This window comes from Sphingobacterium sp. Lzh-3 (assembly GCF_046764375.1).
Taxonomy (GTDB): domain Bacteria; phylum Bacteroidota; class Bacteroidia; order Sphingobacteriales; family Sphingobacteriaceae; genus Sphingobacterium.
Genome location: NZ_CP177226.1, coordinates 4872103 through 4894037, shown reverse-complemented (window position 1 = coordinate 4894037; position 21935 = coordinate 4872103). Strand labels below are relative to the sequence as shown.

Annotated in this window: 21 protein-coding genes and 2 tRNA genes; 19 read left to right on the top strand and 4 right to left on the bottom strand. The window is 40.3% G+C overall.

Translation table 11 applies throughout. The features are described from left to right. Window positions 1-11: 11 nt before the first annotated feature. From ACLCDV_RS20585 to ACLCDV_RS20550, 8 genes are all read left to right on the top strand, one after another. Window positions 12-644 (top strand): HAD family hydrolase, encoded by a 633-nt coding sequence (locus ACLCDV_RS20585; RefSeq protein WP_172840733.1) that lies wholly within the window; start codon window positions 12-14, stop codon window positions 642-644. Window positions 645-734: 90 nt separating this feature from the next. Beyond that, window positions 735-929: a 30S ribosomal protein S21 gene (rpsU, locus tag ACLCDV_RS20580; RefSeq protein WP_046672133.1), complete on the top strand. Its 195-nt coding sequence runs from the start codon at window positions 735-737 to the stop codon at window positions 927-929. 101 nt (window positions 930-1030) lie between these two features. Further along, window positions 1031-1912, top strand: coding sequence for a tyrosine-type recombinase/integrase (locus ACLCDV_RS20575; RefSeq protein WP_075993932.1), 882 nt, complete (start codon window positions 1031-1033; stop codon window positions 1910-1912). A gap of 14 nt (window positions 1913-1926) precedes the next feature. Beyond that, window positions 1927-2286 (top strand): ribosome hibernation-promoting factor, HPF/YfiA family, encoded by a 360-nt coding sequence (hpf, locus tag ACLCDV_RS20570; protein WP_411972130.1) that lies wholly within the window; start codon window positions 1927-1929, stop codon window positions 2284-2286. A 261-nt stretch (window positions 2287-2547) separates the two neighbouring features. Beyond that, the gene (locus ACLCDV_RS20565; protein WP_286775085.1) at window positions 2548-2922 is read left to right on the top strand and encodes a DUF6686 family protein; all 375 of its coding nucleotides are present in this window, start codon (window positions 2548-2550) and stop codon (window positions 2920-2922) included. Between the two features lie 374 nt (window positions 2923-3296). After that, window positions 3297-3824, top strand: a complete 528-nt coding sequence (locus ACLCDV_RS20560; RefSeq protein ID WP_286775086.1) for a ferritin — start codon at window positions 3297-3299, stop codon at window positions 3822-3824. A 223-nt stretch (window positions 3825-4047) separates the two neighbouring features. Beyond that, on the top strand, window positions 4048-6726 hold the full coding sequence (locus ACLCDV_RS20555; protein ID WP_333577638.1) for a TonB-dependent receptor: 2679 nt from the start codon (window positions 4048-4050) through the stop codon (window positions 6724-6726). After that, window positions 6723-7694: an NAD(P)H-quinone oxidoreductase gene (locus tag ACLCDV_RS20550; RefSeq protein WP_411972129.1), complete on the top strand. Its 972-nt coding sequence runs from the start codon at window positions 6723-6725 to the stop codon at window positions 7692-7694. Before ACLCDV_RS20555 ends, ACLCDV_RS20550 begins: the two co-directional genes overlap by 4 nt. Here ACLCDV_RS20550 and ACLCDV_RS20545 read toward each other — a convergent pair. Further along, window positions 7683-8546, bottom strand: a complete 864-nt coding sequence (locus ACLCDV_RS20545) for an AraC family transcriptional regulator (protein WP_411972128.1) — start codon at window positions 8544-8546, stop codon at window positions 7683-7685. The two genes, ACLCDV_RS20550 and ACLCDV_RS20545, sit on opposite strands and share 12 nt — an antisense overlap. 144 nt (window positions 8547-8690) lie before the next feature. Here ACLCDV_RS20545 and fucP point away from each other — a divergent pair, with 144 nt between their 5' ends. From fucP to ACLCDV_RS20505, 8 genes are all read left to right on the top strand, one after another. Then, window positions 8691-9956, top strand: a complete 1266-nt coding sequence (gene fucP, locus ACLCDV_RS20540; RefSeq protein WP_411972127.1) for an L-fucose:H+ symporter permease — start codon at window positions 8691-8693, stop codon at window positions 9954-9956. A gap of 10 nt (window positions 9957-9966) precedes the next feature. Further along, on the top strand, window positions 9967-10299 hold the full coding sequence (locus ACLCDV_RS20535) for an L-rhamnose mutarotase (RefSeq protein ID WP_333577640.1): 333 nt from the start codon (window positions 9967-9969) through the stop codon (window positions 10297-10299). 2 nt (window positions 10300-10301) lie between these two features. Next, entirely contained in the window at window positions 10302-11960 is a 1659-nt protein-coding gene (locus ACLCDV_RS20530; protein WP_317664390.1) for an altronate dehydratase family protein, read from the top strand. A gap of 49 nt (window positions 11961-12009) precedes the next feature. After that, window positions 12010-13323: an alpha-L-fucosidase gene (locus tag ACLCDV_RS20525; RefSeq protein WP_411972126.1), complete on the top strand. Its 1314-nt coding sequence runs from the start codon at window positions 12010-12012 to the stop codon at window positions 13321-13323. Window positions 13324-13325: 2 nt separating this feature from the next. Then, complete coding sequence (locus ACLCDV_RS20520; RefSeq protein WP_075993924.1) at window positions 13326-14090, top strand: SDR family NAD(P)-dependent oxidoreductase; 765 nt, start codon at window positions 13326-13328, stop codon at window positions 14088-14090. 41 nt (window positions 14091-14131) lie between these two features. Continuing rightward, window positions 14132-14989, top strand: a complete 858-nt coding sequence (locus ACLCDV_RS20515; protein ID WP_075993923.1) for a fumarylacetoacetate hydrolase family protein — start codon at window positions 14132-14134, stop codon at window positions 14987-14989. A 25-nt stretch (window positions 14990-15014) separates the two neighbouring features. Next, window positions 15015-15842: an amidohydrolase family protein gene (locus ACLCDV_RS20510; protein ID WP_333577643.1), complete on the top strand. Its 828-nt coding sequence runs from the start codon at window positions 15015-15017 to the stop codon at window positions 15840-15842. Between the two features lie 181 nt (window positions 15843-16023). Beyond that, window positions 16024-16815, top strand: coding sequence for an SDR family oxidoreductase (locus tag ACLCDV_RS20505; RefSeq protein WP_120336224.1), 792 nt, complete (start codon window positions 16024-16026; stop codon window positions 16813-16815). Between the two features lie 240 nt (window positions 16816-17055). Here ACLCDV_RS20505 and ACLCDV_RS20500 read toward each other — a convergent pair. Next, window positions 17056-17128 (bottom strand) — tRNA-Phe (locus tag ACLCDV_RS20500). 42 nt (window positions 17129-17170) lie between these two features. Continuing rightward, a tRNA-Phe gene (locus tag ACLCDV_RS20495) sits at window positions 17171-17243 on the bottom strand. Window positions 17244-17431: 188 nt separating this feature from the next. Here ACLCDV_RS20495 and mnmA point away from each other — a divergent pair. From mnmA to ACLCDV_RS20480, 3 genes are all read left to right on the top strand, one after another. Continuing rightward, window positions 17432-18523, top strand: coding sequence for a tRNA 2-thiouridine(34) synthase MnmA (gene mnmA, locus ACLCDV_RS20490; protein WP_046672147.1), 1092 nt, complete (start codon window positions 17432-17434; stop codon window positions 18521-18523). Window positions 18524-18711: 188 nt separating this feature from the next. Beyond that, window positions 18712-19776: a PA0069 family radical SAM protein gene (locus ACLCDV_RS20485; protein WP_411972125.1), complete on the top strand. Its 1065-nt coding sequence runs from the start codon at window positions 18712-18714 to the stop codon at window positions 19774-19776. 52 nt (window positions 19777-19828) lie between these two features. Continuing rightward, a complete protein-coding gene (locus ACLCDV_RS20480; protein ID WP_317664401.1) occupies window positions 19829-20371 on the top strand; it encodes a GNAT family protein in 543 nt (180 codons plus the stop codon). 72 nt (window positions 20372-20443) lie between these two features. Here ACLCDV_RS20480 and ACLCDV_RS20475 read toward each other — a convergent pair whose 3' ends face one another. Then, window positions 20444-21862 carry an amino acid permease gene (locus ACLCDV_RS20475; RefSeq protein ID WP_333574362.1) on the bottom strand — a complete coding sequence of 473 codons (1419 nt, stop codon included), beginning with the start codon at window positions 21860-21862 and terminating at the stop codon, window positions 20444-20446. Between the last annotated feature and the right edge of the window lie 73 nt (window positions 21863-21935).

Sequence of the window (21935 nt, the reverse complement as noted above, 5' to 3'; positions counted from 1 at the left end):
AAAATAATTCGATGGAAAAAATTAAAAATATTGTTCTTGATTATGGGAATGTGATCTTTATGATCGACTTTGTAAAATTGAAAGATGCTTTTACTCAGTTAGGTATAGAAAATGTTGATGCCGTATTTGGACATCATGGTCAAAGTGCACTTTTTGATAATTTTGATAAAGGAAAAATTGATTCGACGCAGTTTCGTGAGGGGATAAGAGAATTAACTCAAAACCCAGCACTGACGGATGCACAGATTGATACAGCCTGGAACAGTTTACTGATCGGTGTACCACAGGGTAATCATGAGATTTTAATCCAGTTGAAAGATCGATACCGTACCTTTTTGTTAAGTAACAACAATGCAATTCATTATGCCTACTGTATGAATGATATTCATGAAAAATATGGTGTTGCCGACAATGAAGGTTTTTTTGAAAAGACCTATTACTCCCATTTAGTAGGGATGCGCAAACCAGATGCAGAGATTTTTGAATTGGTTATGCAAGAGCAACAATTAGATCCGGCGGAGACTTTATTTATTGATGATAGTCCTCAACATCTGGCAACAGCAAAACAATTGGGTTGGCATACGGCATTGTGTACTAAGGAGAAACCGCTAAGAATTTTGTTGGAAGAATTCGAATTGCTATAAAAAATAATTTTGTTTTCCTTTTTAAAAATAAATAGCTTACCTTTGTCCCACTTTAAATTTAAAAGCGGCGAAAGGAGGTATATATAACGCATGATTATCGTAAATGTAAAAGAAGGAGAATCTTTAGATAGAGCATTGAAACGTTTCAAAAAGAAATTCGAAAAAACTGGAGTTTTAAGAGAGTTGCGTTCACGTCAAGCTTACGAAAAGAGATCTGTAACTCGTCGCATTCAAGTGAAAAAAGCGATTTACAAACAATCTTTGAATCAAGATGTAGCTAACTAATTGATTCGCTGAGAATTTTAAAATATAAAGGGAAAAGCATTGCTTTTCCCTTTTTTTTGTGCTTTTAAGTTTGTAATTTAAGCTATATAGCAAGGGAAAATATGTTGGAAAAGGAGTTTATTCGGTTTTTGCAGATTGAAAAAAGGTATTCAGAACATACGGTTATTGCCTATAAGCATGAGCTGGAGATGTTTCAGTCTTTTTTGGATCGTGAGGGACTGACCGTGCCGGATATCGTATACCGTGATTTACGCCATTATTTCGCGCAAATGGTAGAGTCCGGAAAAAATGCAAGTTCGGTCAACCGGAGTATGTCCTCCATGCGAACTTATTTTAAATTTTTGCAAAGAGAAGAGTGTATCGCGAAAAATCCCATGACACTCATTAAAGCGTTAAAAACTGCTAAAAAACTACCTGTAGTCGTTGAAAAGGAAAAGCTGGTGCGTTTATTGGATCAGATGGGACAGGAGCAGGATGGATTCGAATCCTGCCGCGATTATATGGTTATGGAATTGTTGTTCGGTACCGGGATTCGTTTGGCCGAATTGTTGAAAATTAAGGAGCAGGATATCGATTTTTTTAATAAAAATATTCTTATATTAGGTAAAAGGAACAAAGAACGCTTGGTTCCGATCAATAATCTTTTATTGAAAGAATTGAAAAACTATTTGCAACAAAAGGCGACGCAATTTGTTGATACTAATAACAGCTTACTAATCGTTACGAAAGAAGGCAAGCCGGCATATGCCAAGCTGATCTATGATATTGTACATCGGCAATTGACGCTGATTTCTACTCAAGGTAAGAGAAGTCCTCATATTTTGAGACATACTTTCGCAACGGCCCTGTTGGACAATGGGGCGGATTTAAATGCAATTAAAGAGCTGCTGGGGCATGCAGGGCTTGCGGCAACACAAGTGTACACGCATAACTCAGCAGAACGATTGAAGTCAATTTATAAACAAGCTCATCCAAAAGCTTAAAAAAAGGAGGAAAAATGAACATTACTGTGCAATCCATTCGATTTACTGCTGATCAAAAGCTAATCGAGTTTATTAAAAAGAAAACAGGAAAATTGGAGCAGTTTTTGGATTCCATTATTGGTGGCGAATGCTACCTGCGATTGGAAAATGTCGATGATGAGGCAAATAAAATTTCAGAAATTAAATTAAATATCCCGGGAAGCCAGCTTTTTGCGAAAGGGCAAGCGAAGAGCTTTGAGGAGGCGACAGATATTGCTGTCGAATCCTTGCGTAGACAGATTAATAAACATAAAACAAAGACAAAAAATACAGTTATCAATGGACGTAATGAAGTTTTTACCCTAGAGGAAGAAGAAGAGGAAGAATACGATTAATAACTATTAAAATATAGATGTAAATGTAGGAGGTCAGTTATAAAAACTGGCCTCTTTTTTTGTACCGCTCTATTGTAATTGGTCCGTAAGAACCTTACGTGGATTTTCGGGGCTGTTGATCTATGTGAAATTAGGAAGGATTTATTTTCAGGACTTGTTGGAAGGCTTATTTATATTAAATCAAAATAATCTTCTGTTTTACTTGGATTGATTATAAATAATATTTATTTTTGATCGATTTAAATGATAAGAGAAATAGAAATGTCAAAATTGGTTTGTCCGTTAGCAAATGTTGAGGAAGTTTTTTCAACCACAGCAGGTACAGTTTATCAATGTAGCCGCAAAAATTGTTTCTGGTTGGAATATAATAATGAAACAACCTCTTTCTCGGTATCGGATTTTTTGAAGTTTAAGAAACGTATCGATGCGATTGATGTTGAGCACATGCTTCACGACACAACACGTTCATCGGATTTTGAAATCATTATGCCTTTCCGTACGGAAAGATGTTTCATCTTAGCTGTAGAGGATGTCCTTCAATTGCGCGAATTGTTAGATGGCGCTAAATTTATGATGGAATTGAATAGCGTCGTCAGAACTTGTTTGCAGGTTTCGCCATTTGCAGTTTTTGCATAAGGCTATACATATAAAAGAATTGAAAAAAGCGGTGTACGTCTGTGATGTACACCGCTTTTTGTTTGGAAAGACCTTATTTAATTTTAATTTAAATAAGTGTCAATGAGGTCGTCCGCTGGTTTTATTGACATTCAATGATTTTTAGGCCTTTAAGCCACTTATTGTTTTAATTTATCGCTTATTGAAAGTATCAATATTATGTATTTGTAATTGTATTGATTCTAAACAAGTTGCGGTTTCCATGTCTAATTTAGACTGAATTTGTATTGCATATTCTTGATACAGATTTTGAAGATCTACTGTATCTTTGTAATGTAATCGGGTGATGATGTGTTTCACCTGTTAATGTTTTAGAAATTAAACTTAAGGTAAATATGAAAGATTTATTGAAATTAAAATCTTCTTTGAAAGAAGAAATCGAAAATATATTGAATGCACAGATTAAAGTTGAAGCTCATTCTTCAGCCTTATATTTGGCAATGTCTTCATGGTGTGATGATCAAGGTTTGGAAAATGCTTCAGAATTTTTTGCGAAACAATCCAACGAAGAGCGCGAGCACATGTTGAAGCTTTTCAATTATATCAACAACCGCGGTGGTCGTGCAATTTCTCCGGAAGTTACAGGTATCCCGCAAGATTTTGAATCGTTCCGTGGCGTTTTTGAACAAACATTGGAACAAGAGATGTTTGTTACTGAACAGTTCAACAACATCGCTGATAAATGTGCTAAAGCGAAGGATTATGTCACTTTTAATTTTGTACAATGGTTCTTGGAAGAGCAAGTAGAGGAGGAGTTTGTTGCAAGACGTATCCTTGAGTTATTCGATGTGATTGGTGAAGACGGTACTGGCCGTTGGGAAATTGACAAACACCTTGTTAAGGTTAGCTTTGCGGGTGAATAATAAATTGTAAAAAATAGTGTAAAAAACGAGCTGTTGGTAAAACAGCTCGTTTTTTTATATACAAAATCACAACTTTTTACGTTAATAGCTTAAGAATTCTTATATTGAATTGTATTATTGCAAAGTCTATTTGATGGAACTAAGGGGCGGGAATATTATCCGGTTAGTACTTTTTTTAGCTATAACGAACTTGTTTTTTTTACCCAAAAGCGCTTTAGGGCAGGTGTCAAAAAAAGAAGTTTATGGAATTGTTGTAGATACTGCAGGAAGGCCCTTAAATGGCGTCAGTGTTCATCTGACGAGTTCTCGCGATACCTTGTTCTCATCCACTTCCGCAACAGGTTATTTTCATTTTAGTCGTGTACTCGGTAATGATATTCGTATTAGCTGTAGCCAGCTGGGCTTAAGTATATTGGAGCGTAGTTATCCCTTGTACAATAGCACGACAGCTAAATTGGATGTTGGAAAATTGACCATGTTTCCCCATGTATCTCTTTTAAAAGAAGTTGTTGTTCTAAAATATAAACCCATAGTATATAAGCAGGATACTGTGCAATTTAACCTGGATGCCTTTCAATTTGATCGTCGGGCACTCTTAGAAGAGGCGCTTAAAGCATTGCCCAATATACAGGTGTCCCGCGATGGTTCTGTCTATGCTTTTGGTAAGCCCATATCCTCTGTTAAGGTAGATGGGAAAAAATTTTTTGGTGGCGATGTGCTCACTGCTACACGTAATCTTCCTGCAGATTTTGTTAAAAGTGTGCAGGTTATTGATTTTTATGGTGATGAGGCGACGGCAAAAGGAATTAAAAGTACTGAATCCGAAAAAGTCCTGAATATCGTGCTCAAAGATGATAAGAAGAAAATTACTTTTGGTCAAGCCACGCTTGGCGGAGGTTCGGTAGATCGTTATTTGGGGAGTGCTGGACTGAATCGTTTCAATGACGGTAAAGAGTACTCTGTTATCGCATCGGTGAATAATACGAATACCAATCTCTTTTCTTTCGGCTCTCCCAATGGAGGGGAGCGGGAACGGGAAATGGGCGAGCTAGCCGACTTTGCAGACCCTACGGATGGGGTCAATAAAATTGGATCTGTCGGGGGGAGTTTTTCTAGTCCGCTTTCTAAAACGGTAACAGCAAGCGGTAAGTATTCCTTTACGCAGCGGAATAATTATATCCAGGGAAATTCTTTATTACAATCGATATATGGATACGGCAAAGTCGCGAATAATTTGATTAGTAATTATGAAGACTACAAGATAAAATCAATCGATCGTATACATAAAATGGACTGGGATTTTGATATGAAGCTGTCGCCCAAAGATCAGCTTAAAATATCGCCCAAACTATCTTGGGCCAATTCGACCAGCAATACCTTAAAAGATAGGAGGATCCAAAATAATCGGTTGAGTAGTACGGGAAACTATGGCGCGGCCAATAGTACAGAAAGTCCTGCAGCAGCTTTAGATCTTTTTTACGTGCGAAGTTTTACTAAACCGGGGCGGAAAGTGCTTTATACATTGCATACGGATTTTAATTCCCTGGATAAAGATGAGGAAGTGCGCGATTTTAATAGAGCGATCGACAGCAGCACGAACGTGCCGAAAATAACAGAGACTTATCTGAATCAAATGGTCCGTTCCAGCAATGAGAATAAAAATATCCAAAGTCGGTTGTCGTTGGTGGAGCCCGTTGATTTAGGGGGTACCTTGGAGATCAATTACGATTTCGACTATACCAAGATTGATGCCCGCCGCTCCACTTTTGATAATAACAATAATTTTAACAACGGCCCCATACTGGTAGACTCCCTTAGTTTGAAGTACGACTACTCCTTTGCTAGCAATAAAGTCGGCATGATTTACCGGCAAGATTTAAGCGAGAAAGTGAAAGTGAACTTCGGTTTTGCTGTTCAGCCTTCCGAATTAACGGGAAGTTCAACGGACAAACTGATAAAAACCTCCTATTCAAATGTTAACCTCGTGCCTTCTGCTGGATTGAAATGGAAGTTTACCAAAGAAGAGGATCTTTCCATGGACTATTATGGACGTAATAACCAGCCTAGCTTCTATCAGATACAGCCTGTAGTGGATAATACCAACACACAAAATATTGTGATCGGAAATAAGGATCTGAAATCCGAATTTGCACATAGTATTGTTTCAAAGTATCGGAAATCCATTACACGAAGGGGGCAATATTTAGAGGCCAGTCTAGCTTTTAACTTGGTAAATGACAAGATTGTAGCAAACCGGACAATTGAACCGAATTCAACGATACAGAAAACGACTTATCGCAATACAGAAGGTTATTATGATATTAAGAGCTATTATTTGTTTACAGCTTCTTTATTGTCGGATAATTTGCAGATGAGCTTGAATGGTAATGCAGATTATTACAACAATATTTCCTATGTCAATGATAAAAAGAGCTTTGGTGGGCACTTTTTGTTTACACAGGCTCTTCAATTCCGCTATACCTGGAGTGATATCTTTGAAGCCGAATTAAATGGAAACTATTCTTTAAACAGGGCGACATTTGACTGGCCTGTACAAGATAATATCACGGCGCATTCCGGGATTGTTGGGTTGGGATCTAAAGCGTATTTAGGGAAACATTTTACCATGGGACTTGAGCTTTCTCAAAAATTTAATGCGGGTTATTCGAGCTCATGGAACAATATTAATCCGACGATAATCAATGCCTATATGGAATATACTTTTGGAAGGAATAACTTGGGGATGTTGAGATTTCAGGGATTCGATCTGATGAATCAGAATACTGGTATTTCACGTGCCGTGGTGGGAAATGATATTTTAGATGTTCGGAACAATCGTTTGGCTCGTTATTTTATGCTTTCGCTCAATATAAGGTTACAGAAATACCCAAAAAAATCATGATGAAAGCCGTTATTATTACTGAACCGGGTGGACCGGAAGTTTTGGAAGTCCACGATGTGGAGATGCCACAGATCGGTGAACTGGAGGTTTTGGTGGAAGTAAAGGCTGCAGGAGTAAATAGGCCTGATGTTTTTCAGCGTAAAGGCAACTATCCGGCACCTCCCGGTGTGGATGCGCGAATACCGGGATTGGAAATAGCAGGGATTGTAGTCGCTAAAGGGAAGGATGTGGTTGATTGGTCTATTGGTGATCGTGTATGTGCACTTGTTGGCGGTGGAGGCTATGCTTCCTATGCGAAAGTCTATCAGGGGCATTGTTTACCTATTCCCGATCATTTAGATTTTGCGGAGGCTGCTTCGCTGCCCGAGACCGTTTTTACGGTCTGGGACAATGTCTTTCGACGGGGAAGGTTGCAGGCCGACGATCATTTTTTGGTGCACGGTGGTGCTGGTGGGATCGGCAGTACGGCCATTCAATTAGCGACCTTGTTTGGTGCGGTAGTCTATACGACAGTCAGCTCAGCTGAAAAGGCTAGCTTTTGTAAATCATTGGGAGCCAGCAAAACAATAAATTATAAAACCGAGGATTTTCTGGAGGCGCTGAAGCCTTTGGGGGTTGATGTTATTTTAGACAGTATTGGCGGATCATATTTTGAGAAAAATATCAATCTATTGAACCCTGATGGCCGGTTGGTTTACATTAATGCGATGGAAAGCGCAAGAGTCGAGTTAAACTTGCTCAAATTAATGCAGAAACGGATTGTTTTAACGGGAAGTACACTGCGGGCGAGAGACCGTGAATTTAAGCAAGTGTTACGGGATGATATCTGGTCTCAAGTATGGCCGAAGCTTAGCGCTGGCGATTTCAGACCTACTTTATACCGTGTGCTTCCTTTTGCGGAGGCCGCTGAAGCCCATCGATTGATGGAAGATTCAAGCGTATTGGGTAAAATCGTCTTAAGTTTTTGATCGCTGAAAGCTGAGCGGTGTCGTGCCAGTTACATTTTTGAAGTATTTATGGAAGCTCGAAAAGTTTTGAAAACCTGATTCAAAGCAGATCTGCTTCACCGTCTGTTTGTTTTCTATTAATAAATTGCAGGCTGTCTTCACACGCATTTCGATCAGAAACTGAAAGAGTGTTTTTCCGATTTGTGATTTGAAATAACGGCAGAACGAATTGGGGGTCATTCCCGTTAGGGAAGCAAGTTCCTGCAGTCGTATCTGGTCGCGATAATTTTCACCGATATATTGCATGGCAATCTGCATACGGTTGGCGTCCTGATCTTGCAGCTGTATGGTAAAAGTGGGGCTCGTTAATAAATCATGTTGTTCTTCGGCCGAAATATATTGTAAGATTTCTAATAAATGAATAATACGTGTGGTACCTGTTGCTGCCAAGATAGCGTCAATTAATTGCACAGTTTTTAGTCGGCTGCTCTCCAATAATGAAATGCCTCTTTTGGCTACACGTATAAGGTCTTTGATGGATTTATTTTCAGGTAAATTAATGAAATCATTTCCCCAAAAGTTTTCCTTAAAATGTAGCACACGAATATCTGCGCTTTCTGCTTCTTCCTCTTGAAGATAAATTTCGTCAAATAACCAATAGTGAGGCAGGTTTGAACCAACAAGGGTGATATCGCCCGATTCAAAGCGCCGGACACTATCCCCAATAAATTGGGTACCTGAGCCTTTGGCAAAATATATTAATTCCAGTTCTTCATGGTAATGCCAAAGATTATGGTACTGGGGCGTATTGTCTCTTCTCGCGTTGAACGAATGCTCAAGATTGCTGTTTAAATGAAGCAGTTGTGCTTTCATAATTATGAAATATATGCAGTAAAGTTACATAATTCAGTTTAGCTATGGTAATATAGCTTAATAATTTGATAATATACTTGAATATTGTCTAGCATTTTTAAGCTTATTTTACATTAAATAACTACTTATAACCATTTGAAAAATATGACGAATAAAAAGAGTTACGCATTTGCCTTGATTTTGGTGACATCCTTGTTCTTTTTTTGGGGATTTATTCATAACCTTGATCCAATCTTAATTCCGCATTTGAGGAATGCGTTTAGTTTATCCCATTTTCAGGCTTCCTTAGTCGATTCAGCTGTATTTATCGCTTATTTTGTGATGGCGATTCCCGCTGGAATTATCATGAAAAAATATGGCTATAAAGCCGGTATTTTGATCGGATTGATCTTTTTTGCCATTGGCTGTTTTCTTTTTGTACCTGCGGCCAATACGATAAGTTATGTTTTCTTTTTGGGGGCTTTGTTCGTTGTTGCTTGTGGTCTTACTATTCTGGAAACTGCAGCAAATCCGTATGTAGCGATTTTAGGAGATCCAGCTTCGTCGGCGCAACGACTTAATTTTGCACAGTCCTTTAATGGGTTAGCGGCCTTTGTTGCTCCGATTTTTGGTGGAAAATTTATTTTATCCCATGAACCCAAATCACAGGAAGAACTGTCGCAAATGGCGGAGCAGGCAAAGATGGCGTATATTCAGTCGGAAACAGCTGCTGTGAAATTGCCTTATGTGGTATTAGGGATATTGATCTTATTGATCGCTGCGTTGTTTTTCTTTACCAGATTACCTGATATTAAAGATGCTGAGGAAGAAGGTAGAGCCGGTTTTTTCCATGCGTTGCGTCATAAAAATGTGCGTTGGGCAGTGGTGGCTCAGTTTTTCTATGTGGGAGCGCAAGTTTGTATTTTAAGCTTCCTTGTATTATATGCAACAGAAGCTGCCGGCATATCAGGTAAGGATGGTGCCGATTATGCTGGGTTTGCTGGATTGGCATTTATGTTGGGCCGGTTTATCGGTACATTTTTTATGCGTTTTGTGTCAGCCTCCAAGCTTCTGATCATCTATTCCGCTATAGCAATCGTTCTATCCCTCTTTGTCATTTTCGGATCGGGTATTCAGACCATATACGCGCTGATTGGCATTGCATTCTTTATGTCCATTATGTTTCCAACGATATTCGCGTTTGGTGTACAAGGTATTGGTGCCGATACCAAATCTGCATCTAGTTTGATCGTCATGTCTATTGTAGGTGGTGCTTTATTGCCGCCAATATTGGGTTTTATCTCTGATAAAACGGGACATTTCCAATATGGCTATTTTGTACCATTGGTTTGTTTTATTGTTGTCTTGTTGTTTGCGTTCCAAAATAGAAATGTCAGTATTGCGGAAACAGAAAATCTTAAATCACATTAATTAGTTAGTAATGAAAAGATATGTCATGGCCTTGGATCTTGTGAACGATCCACAATTGATCAAGGAATATGAGGATTACCACCGTGAAGTGTGGCCGGAAATAAAACGCTCGATCCTGGATGCAGGTATTCTGCAGATGGAGATCTATCGTTTTGAAAATAGATTGTTTATGAACATGGAGGTAGGTGAAGATTTTTCATTTGAAAAAAAATCAGCTATGGATGCTGCCAATGAAAAAGTTCAGGAATGGGAACAACTGATGTGGAAATATCAGTCGGCTATTCCGGGGGCAAAGCCAGGAGAGAAATGGGTAATGATGACAAAAATATTTGAATTAGTATAATTATGGCTATACAGCGCTATTTACAGATCCATCCAATGGATAATGTCCTTGTTGCATTACAGGACTTGGCTGAGGGAACAACGATTGTTTTTGAAGGTAAGGAATTTACATTGAAGCAAGCTGTTGCCGCCAAACATAAATTCACGATCCAGCCAATGGAACAAGATACGGAGATATTGATGTATGGTGTTCTGGTTGGGAAATTGAATACTCCCTTAGCTGAAGGGGAACTTATTACCACCGAAAACTTGCGGCATGCATCGGAAGATTTTAGAATGGGCAACCGTAAGACCGATTGGACAAAACCTGATGTTACTGCATTTAAAGATAAAACGTTCAATGGATTCCACCGTTCAAACGGGACGGTTGGAACGGCCAATTACTGGTTGGTTATTCCGTTGGTTTTTTGCGAAAACAGAAATGTATTGACCTTGAAGGCTGCATTTGAGGAGAAGCTGGGCTATAAAGTAAAAGCGAATAATTACGTTTCCGAGGTCGAAGATCTCATTGGCTTATATAAGTCTGGTGCTGATGTAAATACGATCCTTAGTCAGGATCTACTTGCTAATTCGACTTCCAGTGAGCAGGAACGCTTATTCAAAAATGTCGACGGTATCAAGTTTTTGAATCATGAAATGGGATGCGGCGGAACACGTATGGATTCGGATGCTTTATGTGGTCTTTTAGCAGGCTATATTACCCATCCGAATGTTGCGGGGGCAACCGTATTGAGTTTAGGATGCCAGCATGCGCAGGCTTCTATTCTGAAGGCGGAGATTGAAAAGCGAAGCCCGGGTTTTGATCGCCCGCTATATATTTTCGAGCAGCAGAAAGAAGGAACTGAAAAGGAACTTATGCAAAAGGCTATTAAGGCAACTTTTGCGGGGATGATGCAAGCGGATAAAAATGAGCGCAAACCAGCCACATTGGACAAATTGTGCATTGGACTGGAATGTGGTGGCTCGGATGGATTCTCGGGAATCTCTGCCAATCCAGCGCTCGGTTTTGTATCGGATATTTTGGTGACTTTAGGCGGATCGGTGATTCTGGCGGAATTTCCTGAATTATGTGGCGTGGAGCAGGAGTTGAGTGATCGTTGTATCGATGAGCCAACTGCGGAGCGTTTTATGTCGCTGATGCGTACGTATAATGCAAAAGCCGAAGCTGATGGCTCGGGTTTCTATATGAATCCTTCTCCGGGAAATATTCGTGATGGCTTGATTACTGACGCGATTAAGTCTGCAGGAGCAGCCAAAAAAGGAGGAACATCACCTGTTGCAGCGGTGATTGATTATCCTGAATTGGCCAATGGTCCGGGGTTAAACTTACTGTGTACTCCTGGTAATGATGTGGAAAGTACCACTGCAGAGGTGGCCGCAGGTGCCAATATCGTCTTGTTTACGACGGGCCTAGGTACACCTACAGGTAACCCGATCACACCGGTTGTGAAACTTTCAACAAATACCAAAACTTTTGAGAAAATGCCCGATATCCTGGATCTGAACTGTGGTACTATTATCGAAGGTACAGAGACTATTGAGGAGGCTGCACACCGTATTTTGGATTATGTGATAGAAGTTGCTTCCGGTGAAGTGAAACCAAAAGCGGTGTTGTTGGGTCAGGATGATTTCATCCCTTGGCGTAGAGGTGTTTCATTGTAGCTGAGTATAATGAGTTTATTGAAAATCCATGAAAACTAATTATTTACATATGAAACTTAAACATGTAATCTGTGGTTTGGCCTTGCTGCTGGGATCTGTATCCGCGAGCTATAGCCAGCAACATTATCAACCGAGTCCCGAAAATCTAAAAAATAGGGAATGGTTTGAACAATCTCGGTTTGGAGTTTTTATCCATTGGGGGGTATATAGTGTGCTGGGAGATGGTGAATGGGTCATGAACAACCAAAATATCAGTTTGGATGAATATGCATTGCTGCCTAAATTTTTCAATCCAATTTCCTTCAATGCGAAAGAATGGGCGAAGTTATTTAAACAGGCCGGAGCCAAGTATATCACCTTTACCACCAGACATCATGATGGGTTTTCGATGTGGAATAGCCAGATCTCAGATTATAATGTGGTGAAGAAATCGCCCTTCAAACGCGATATTGTGAAAGAGTTGGTGGAAGCTTGCCATGCAGAAGGGATAAAAGTGATGTTCTACTATTCACTTTTAGATTGGCACCGGGATGATTATCTACCCGTTGGTAAAACGGGCGGCGGCATTGCGGGCCGCGATTCAACAAAAGGGGATTGGAATCATTATGTCCAGTTTATGAAAAGCCAATTGACCGAACTTTTGAGCAATTATGGCAACATCGATGGGATCTGGTTTGATGGTCATTGGGACAAGCCCAATGAAGATTGGCATTTTAAAGAAATCTATGAATTGATTCATAAGTTACAGCCGCAATGTTTGGTGGGTAACAATCACCATCTGGCGCCATTTGAAGGTGAAGATTTTCAGATGTTCGAACGTGATTTGCCTGGCGAGAATACCACTGGGTTCGGCACGAAAGCACATGATGTTGGGAAATTGCCGAAGGAAGTATGTGGAACAATTGCAGGATCGTGGGGATTTGAGCTGAAAGATCGGACACGAAAATCTTTTCAGGAAGTGCTGAAATATCTGGTCAAAGCAGCTGGTCATGGTTCCAATTTATTGCTCAATGTAGGTCCGATGCCGAACGGCGAGATTCAGGACTATCAACAGGAGCGTTTGAAAGAACTTGGAAAATGGCTATCGGTGTATGGTGAAACAATCTATGGAACAGAAGGAGGAGCGGTGCCGCCAACAGACGATTATGCGTTGACAAAAAAAGGAAATCAGGTGTATCTACATGTGTTTAAAACGGATAAAAAGGAATTGTTGATCAATAACCTGCCTTATCAGGTGAAAAAAGTAAGCACATTTATCGGAAAGAAAGAGATTAAGTTTAGTCATAAGAACAATAGTCTACGCGTGGATTTGCCAGCATCGACAGATGAAGCAGATTTGGTATTGACATTAACAATTAAATAACAATGGGAAAATTAGAACAAAAAGTAGCTGTAATTACCGGTGGTGGTAGTGGGATAGGCCGTGCGATCAGTCTGCAATTTGCTGCAGAAGGAGCAAAAGTTCATATTCTGGATTTGAATGAAGACGGTGGTAATGCGGTGGTTGATGAGATCTTGGCTTTGGGTGGCCAGGCTGTGTTTAATCGTTGTAATGTAACTGACCAGCAAGAAATTACTGCTATAGCACAAAATATCGGAAAAATTGATATTTTAGTAAATAATGCTGGTATTGCTCACGTTGGTAATTTGGAAAATTGTCAATCAGAAGATTTTGAGCGTGTTTTTAATGTGAATGTTAAGGGAGCATATAATGCATTGCATGCTATCGTGCCGATGATGAAAGCGCAGGGTTCGGGAGCAATCCTTAATCTTGCTTCCATCGCTGCATGGGTTGGTATCACGGATCGTTTTGCTTATTCGATGAGCAAAGGTGCTATTTACGCGATGTCAATGTCTGTTGCAAGGGATTACATGGCATACGGTATTCGTTGCAATAGCATTTCGCCTGCACGTGTACATACGCCATTTGTGGATGGATTTATCGCAAAAAACTATCCTGGAAAAGAGGAAGAAATGTTTGAAAAATTATCAGCAAGCCAACCAATAGGCCGCATGGCACAACCGGAGGAAATTGCCAAATTAGCACTTTTCCTATGTAGTGACGACGCGGGCTTTATTACTGGGAATGACTATCCAATTGATGGTGGTTTTATTAAATTGAACAATTAAAAAGCTAAAAATAAAATATCTATTATCTCAATACTATAAAAATGAAATTAATACGTTTTGGAGCTCAAGGCAAAGAGAAAATCGGTGTTCAGATCGATGGTGTAAATTACGATGTAAGCGCATTTGGTGGTGATTACAATGAGCAATTCTTTGCTGAGGATGGTGTAGCTCGTTTAGAAGAATTTGTGAAGGCAAATGAAGGTAAGTTGATTGAAGTTCCTCAAGACGAGCGTATCGGAGCACCTTTTGCCCGCCCATCCAAAATTGTTTGTATTGGATTGAACTATTTAGACCATGCAAAGGAAACCAATGCACCTATTCCTGCTGAACCGATCATCTTTATGAAATCAACCACTTCGTTGGTAGGTCCATACGATAATGTCATGATTCCTAAAGATTCTTTAAAAACAGATTGGGAAGTGGAGTTCTGTATCGTGATCGGCAAAAAAGCCTCTTATGTAGAAGAGCATGAGGCCTTAGATTATGTGGTTGGATATGTGTTGCACAATGATGTTTCCGAACGTGAGTATCAGCTGGAACGTGGCGGTACCTGGGATAAAGGAAAAGGATGTGATACTTTCGCACCAATGGGACCCTTCATGGCGACAAAAGAGGAAATCAAAGATATCAACAATGTGCGTCTATGGTTAAAGGTAAACGGAAAAACCTATCAGGATGGCAATACCAAGGATTTGATCTTCTCGGTAGCACATGTGGTGTCGTATGTGTCTAAATTTATGACTTTGTTGCCTGGCGACGTTATTTCAACAGGTACACCTGCAGGTGTTGGGTTAGGATTTAATCCACCGATTTACTTGAAACCCGGCGATGTTATCGAGTTAGGAGCAGATGGTCTTGGGGAGTCCCGTCAGACTGTTGTAGCGTATTCAAAAAATTAATTGCTCATCAGGTTTTCATTTCATTATGCGTATAGATACCCATCAGCATTTCTGGAAATTCGACCCAATTAGAGATAGTTGGATTACCGAAGAAATGCAGGTCATAAGACGTGATTTCAGCCCTTTGGATATTCAGTTTGTGCTTGAACGAAATGGATTCGGAGGGAGTGTTGCTGTTCAGGCAGATCAATCCAAAGAAGAGACTGCTTACTTGGTTCAGCTGGCTAATGATTATCCTTTTATTAAAGGCGTTGTGGGCTGGATTGATCTTCAAGCAGCAGATATTCGACAACAGTTGGATAGCTATCAGTCAGATACGGTCATCAAAGGATTTCGTCATATTGTTGAAGGAGAAGCGGATCCTGATTTTCTTATCCGCCCTGCCGTACTAAATGGACTGAAGGCATTGGCAGATTATGGTTATACTTATGATCTGCTCATCCGTCCACGTCATTATGCAGCAACGCTAGATTGTGTGCAGCAAAATCCAAATCTACAATTTGTGCTGGATCATATCGCTAAACCGCCAATCAAGTCGAAAGCATTTGATGAGTGGGCAGCGTTTATCGATGCGCTATCGGCTTTTCCGAATGTTGTATGTAAAGTTTCTGGACTTGCAACAGAGGCCGATTGGGAGGGATGGAAGCTTGATGATTTTAAACAATATCTGGAGCATATCTTTGCACGTTTTGGAAAGGAGCGCATTATGTATGGGTCAGATTGGCCGGTATGTCTATTGGCGGCATCTTATGAAGAAAGTATTGCCATAGTTGAAGATAAACTAGGACAATTTACAGCTGCAGAGAAGAACGCATTTTGGGCAGAGAACGCTATACGTGTATATAATCTTTAAAAGGAAAAACTTCAGTATGTTATGAAAGGGAAAAATAACATGCTGAAGTTTTTTATTGGCCATGAAGCCGGATAAATGGGCTGAATAACGTCAATATAAAATTAATCAATAACCAGAGAACGAGTTCATTGTTGCGAATGTTAAGCACAATCAATGAAACAAACCATTCAATAAAAGTATTATGGATCTTCATTTAAGAGATAAAGTTGTTATTGTTACCGGCGGAGCAAAAGGAATCGGGCGGGCCGTAGTTCATGCCTTAGCTAAAGAACAGGCTATTCCGGTCATTGTTGGTCGTAAACAGGCGGATAATGAAAAAGTCAAGGAAGAAATCAAGCAATTTGGTGTGGATGCACTCTGTATTGAAGCAGAGTTATCTAAACCCGAAGATTGTGAACGAGCAGTCCAAAAAACATTGGAAGTATATGGCCGTATCGATGGTTTGGTGAATAATGCTGGGCAAAATGATGGTGTCGGATTAGCATCCGGTAATTATGAAAAATTTGTTGCTTCGCTGCACAAGAACTTAATTCACTACTATCTGATGGCACATCACGCCTTGGATGCATTGAAAGCTTCTAAGGGCAGTATTGTGAATATTTCGTCCAAAACTGGCGAAACAGGACAGGGGAATACCTCGGCTTATGCGGCATCCAATGGCGGACGTAATGCGCTTACACGCGAGTGGGCTGTAGAGTTGTTGCCTTATTCGATTCGTGTAAATGCCATTATCGTGGCAGAATGTGCCACTCCGCAATACGATACCTGGATTCAAACCTTATCAAATCCGGAGGAAACCTTGAAGAAAATTACGGATCGCATTCCATTGGAGCATCGCATGACGACAGCAGAAGAAATCGCCGATACAACAGTCTTTTTGCTGTCTAACAAATCAAGTCATACAACTGGCCAATTGATTCATGTGGACGGCGGCTATGTGCATTTGGATCGCTCCATTATTGCTGAATCGTAGTAGAGCAGCGATTGGGTTTTGGAAATTAAACTTGTGTGGTTTTTAAAGTGACAACTTGGTTCATTTCCAAAATCCATGAGCGTTTTTTGATATTGCCCTTCAATCAATGAAAACATCTCCCATCGAACTCGGGTAGTGGTGGTATGGTGAATGTTCTACATAGCGAAGACGAAGGGGAAGTTGTATGAAATGCAGTTAGCTAAAACAAAAAAAGCCTGTTCAATGAACAAGCTTTTTTTGTGGTGCCACCTGGGTTCGAACCAGGGACACAAGGATTTTCAGTCCTTTGCTCTACCAGCTGAGCTATGGCACCAGTTGACCTTTTATTTAAATCTGTGATCATCAGATTGAAGCGTGGTGCCACCTGGGTTCGAACCAGGGACACAAGGATTTTCAGTCCTTTGCTCTACCAGCTGAGCTATGGCACCGCTTTTTTGCTATGGGTTTGTTCCCCTATTGCGATGCAAATATAGTCCGATAATTTGAATTCTAAAACTTTTATGCAGATTATTTTCGTACTTTTTTCGAACGTGTTGATTTTGATCGAGATAAAATTACAAGAAACTAACATATAGGAAAAGGAATAAGCTGTATCTTTGCATTTCAATAATTAGAGATGAGTAAAAGAGGAAGAGTTTTAGTTGCAATGAGTGGAGGGGTAGATAGCTCCGTTGCTTCTGTCATGCTCCACGAACAAGGATATGAAGTTATCGGTATCACGATGAAGACATGGGATTATGCATCTGCAGGTGGTTCGTCGAAAGAGACCGGATGTTGTAGCCTTGATAGTATCAATGACGCTCGTACATTAGCCGTAAACTATGGTTTCCCTCATTATATATTAGATATACGTGATGAGTTTGGAGATTTTGTGATTGATAATTTTGTAGAAGAATATATTGCTGGACGCACGCCTAACCCATGCGTATTGTGTAATACCCACATCAAGTGGGAGGCTTTAATGAAACGTGCTGACAAATTGGACTGTGAATTTATCGCTACCGGGCACTATGCCAATATCCGTATGCACGACAATGGTCGCTATGTGATATCAAAAGGTAAGGATGAAAATAAAGATCAATCTTACGTTCTATGGGGCGTGTCGCAAGAAAACCTTGCGCGGACGCAGTTCCCTTTAGGATCTTTCACGAAGAAGGAAATTCGTCAGATGGCTTTGGATATGGGACAAAAAGAATTGGCCAATAAGTCTGAGAGTTATGAAATCTGTTTCGTACCTGACAACGACTACCGTGCGTTTTTGAGACATAAGGTGCCAACATTGGATCAACAAATTGGTCCTGGTAATTTTATCCTTTCCGATGGTACCGTCGTCGGTAAACATATTGGTTACCCTTATTTCACCATCGGTCAACGTAAAGGCTTAGGTATTGCCTTGGGTAAACCGATGTTTGTGATCGAAATCCTTCCAGAAAGTAATACGGTGGTATTGGGTGAAGAACACGAACTTGAAAAGTCACATGCCTATGTTCGCAATGTGAACTTTGTGAAATATGCAGGACTGGATCAACCGATGGAAGCAATTTCAAAGGTACGTTATAAAGATTCTGGTGCTTTGTCGACCATCTCCCAAGAAGGCGATAAAGTGCGCATTGATTTTGTACACAATGTGAAAGGTATTGCTCCTGGACAATCGGCCGTTTTTTATGAAGGCAATGATCTACTCGGTGGTGGTTTCTTAATGAAATAAGAAGAAGCTGGATTGAGATCTAGCATAAAAATTTTAATCCCTATACTGTAACGACAGTATAGGGATTTTTTGTTTGGTTTAAAATGCGATTTATTTGGGCTTCAAACTCGAGGATATTCGCTTTCGGCCTTTGGGAAAATTAAGAGATCCAAATTTGTTTTTACTAATAATTTTAGTAATTTTAACCTATGAATGCATCGGAATATCTTAAAGGCAGGGGGGCACAGATCAATCCCAATAACAAATTTTTTTCTAACCAATACGTGCAGGAGCATGTTGAAGGGCTGGATGAGGAGTTCTTGGGGGCCGAAAAAACACAATTTATTCCGACTCATCCAAAATCCATTATTTCTAAGTCAAATAGTCCGGATCTCCGTTTTGAAAGATCCATTAACCCCTATCAGGGCTGTGAGCATGGGTGTATTTATTGTTATGCGCGCAATTCGCATGAGTATTGGGGTTTTAGTGCAGGATTGGATTTTGAGCGTAAGATCCTGGTAAAACATAATGCGGCTCAGCTTCTCGAACAGGAGTTTAGAAAATCGAGCTATCAGCCCGATTTGATTATGCTTTCCGGCAATACAGACTGTTATCAACCTATTGAACGAAAGCTGGGTATCACACGTTCACTTCTAGAATTGATGGTCAAATACCAGCATCCGGTCTCTATCATCAGCAAAAATGTACTGATGCGGCGGGATTTTGATCTTTTGCGTGAGCTTGCAGCGCACAATCTGGTTTCCGTTGCAGTAACCATCAATTCGTTGCGCGAGGAGGTACGTCAGAAAATGGAACCCCGTACTGCAACGGCATCGGCCCGGTTGAAACTGATTGAGGGATTGGCAGGGATTGGTGTACCCGTCATGCTGATGATGGCACCCATCGTTCCGGGGATCAATAGTGATGAGATTTCAGATCTGATTCGTTCGGGAGCAGATGCGGGAGCAATTACAGCCTCTTATACCATCGTGCGGCTCAATGGACAGATCGGTGGTATCTTTAAGGATTGGCTCTATCAGAATTATCCTGACCGTGCCGAAAAGGTATTACATTGGATTGAAGCCTGCCATGGCGGAAAAATTAACGATACCGATTTTGGACGGAGGATAAAAGGGGATGGTCATATGGCCGAGAGTTTACAGCATTTATTCAAGCTTTCCGTCAAGAAATATATGAATAATGGGACACTTCCATCCTTGAGAAGGGATCTTTTCCGCTTACCCGATGCAGGCACGCAGCTCGGCTTGTTTTAATTATTATTGTCAAATGGCTGAAGAAAATTAAGCCATTTGTGTAATTTTAAAAATGGAAATTAAAACAGAACGGCTCAAGCTCAGATCCGTAGAGAAAATAGATGTGGAAAATATCCATTCCCTATTAATGTACCCTGAATCTGCATTGTTTAATCCGAGTGGATTTCCGGATGGAATAGCCCATACGGCGCAAATGGTGGAAGCTTGGTCAGCGCAAATCAATGAATCCGATGTCCGAAAGGATTATACCTTTTATATAGAAACTCTAGAAGGAAAGGAATTTATTGGTCTAATTAATATCAGCGTTGTCAAGCTACGCTATCGAAATGCAGAAGTATGGTTTAAGCTTGTTCCGACAATGTGGAATAAGGGCTATGCAACAGAGGCATTGAACCGAATCTTGACATTTGGTTTCAAGGAACTTAATTTTCATAGAATTGAGGGCGGTTGTGCTGTTGAAAATATCGCTTCCGCGAAAGTAATGGAGAAAGTAGGCATGGTCAAAGAGGCCCGCAGACGGAAAATTTTGCCTTTAAAAGATGGTTGGAGCGACAATTATGAATTTGCTATTCTCGAGGAGGAATACCCGCTTTAAATTTTATCAAAAAAGCCTGATTCATGCAATGAATCAGGCTTTTTTGATTGATAAGATCAAGGTTCCAGTGAACTAAGATTTCTTTCTTTTGATCAAAACATAACTCACATAGAGTAATATAAGCCAAGCAGGGATCAATTCTACCGGAAGTTTCATTCCCGTTATCCACATAATGCCAAGTACAGCGATCAAAAAGATCAGACAGATATAGTTACTTAGAGGATATAGAAAGGATGGAAACTTGGTCTGTAAGTGGGCATCGAGTTTATTCTTTCTGAAATACAAGTGTGTAATGGAAATCATCACCCAGTTTATAATCAGTGAAGATACCACAAGCGACATCAAGATCTCCAAGGCATTTTTCGGCGCAACATAGTTGATAAATACACAGATCGCAGCGAACAGTGCCGAGACCAAAATTGCGTTAATAGGCGCATGATTCTTGTTGAGTTTCGAAAGAAAACGAGGGGCATTCCCCTGTTCTGCCAGTCCATATAGCATTCTGCTATTGCTGTACACACTGCTATTATATACCGATAAAGCGGCGGTAAGGACAATGAGATTTAGCGCATTTGCGATAATTTTTGTGAAATAGAAAGTCTTTCCAAAGATGGTAAATTCAAACCCATTAAGTTTATCAAATACCAGTACAAAGGGACTTGTATCGGCGGTGATATTCGTCCACGGCGTCAAAGAGAAAAGAATAACGAGTGCACCTACATAAAAGATCAAGATCCGATAGATCACCTGGTTGGTCGCTTTGGGGATGTTCTTTTCGGGATGTTCGGCTTCTGCAGCAGTAATACCAACCAACTCTAGGCCACCGAAAGAAAACATAATCAATGCCATGGCCGAAAGGAGACCTTCAAAATTTCCATCCGATGTTTCGTTAAACCAGCCTTTTGGGAAAAAACCACCATGTGAAGTCAGGTTGCTGAGACTTGCCTGCTCACCTCCAGTACCGCTTACCAGTAAGTATACACCAAAAACAATCATTGCGATAATCGCAATAACCTTAATAATGGAGAACCAAAATTCCGTCTCGCCATAAATTTTGACAGAGGCAAGATTAAGGGCGTTGATAGCAAAGAAGAAAAATAAACTTGATGCCCATAGGGGTATTTCAGGCCACCAGAACTGCACATAAACGCCTATTGCTGTGAGTTCGGCCATGCTCACCAAGATATACAGGACCCAATAGTTCCAGCCCGAAGCATAACCTGCAAAAGAACCCCAATATTTGTTGGCGAAGTAGCTAAAACTTCCTGAAACAGGTTCCTCAACGACCATCTCGCCCAATTGGCGCATAATAAAAAAAGCAATAATTCCAGCGAAAGCATAGCCGAGTATAACTGCCGGCCCAGCTAGTGTGGCAGCCTTCCCAATACCCAGAAATAAGCCTGTACCAATTGCACCACCCAGGGCAATTAATTGAATATGTCTATTTTGAAGTCCTCTTTTTAATTCTTCCTTATTGTTCTGTTTCTCCATGTGTATGGTTAATACGGTTACTAGTCTGTTTTGACTGATCCTTGGCAGGGGAAACCTATGAAGACTTTACTCC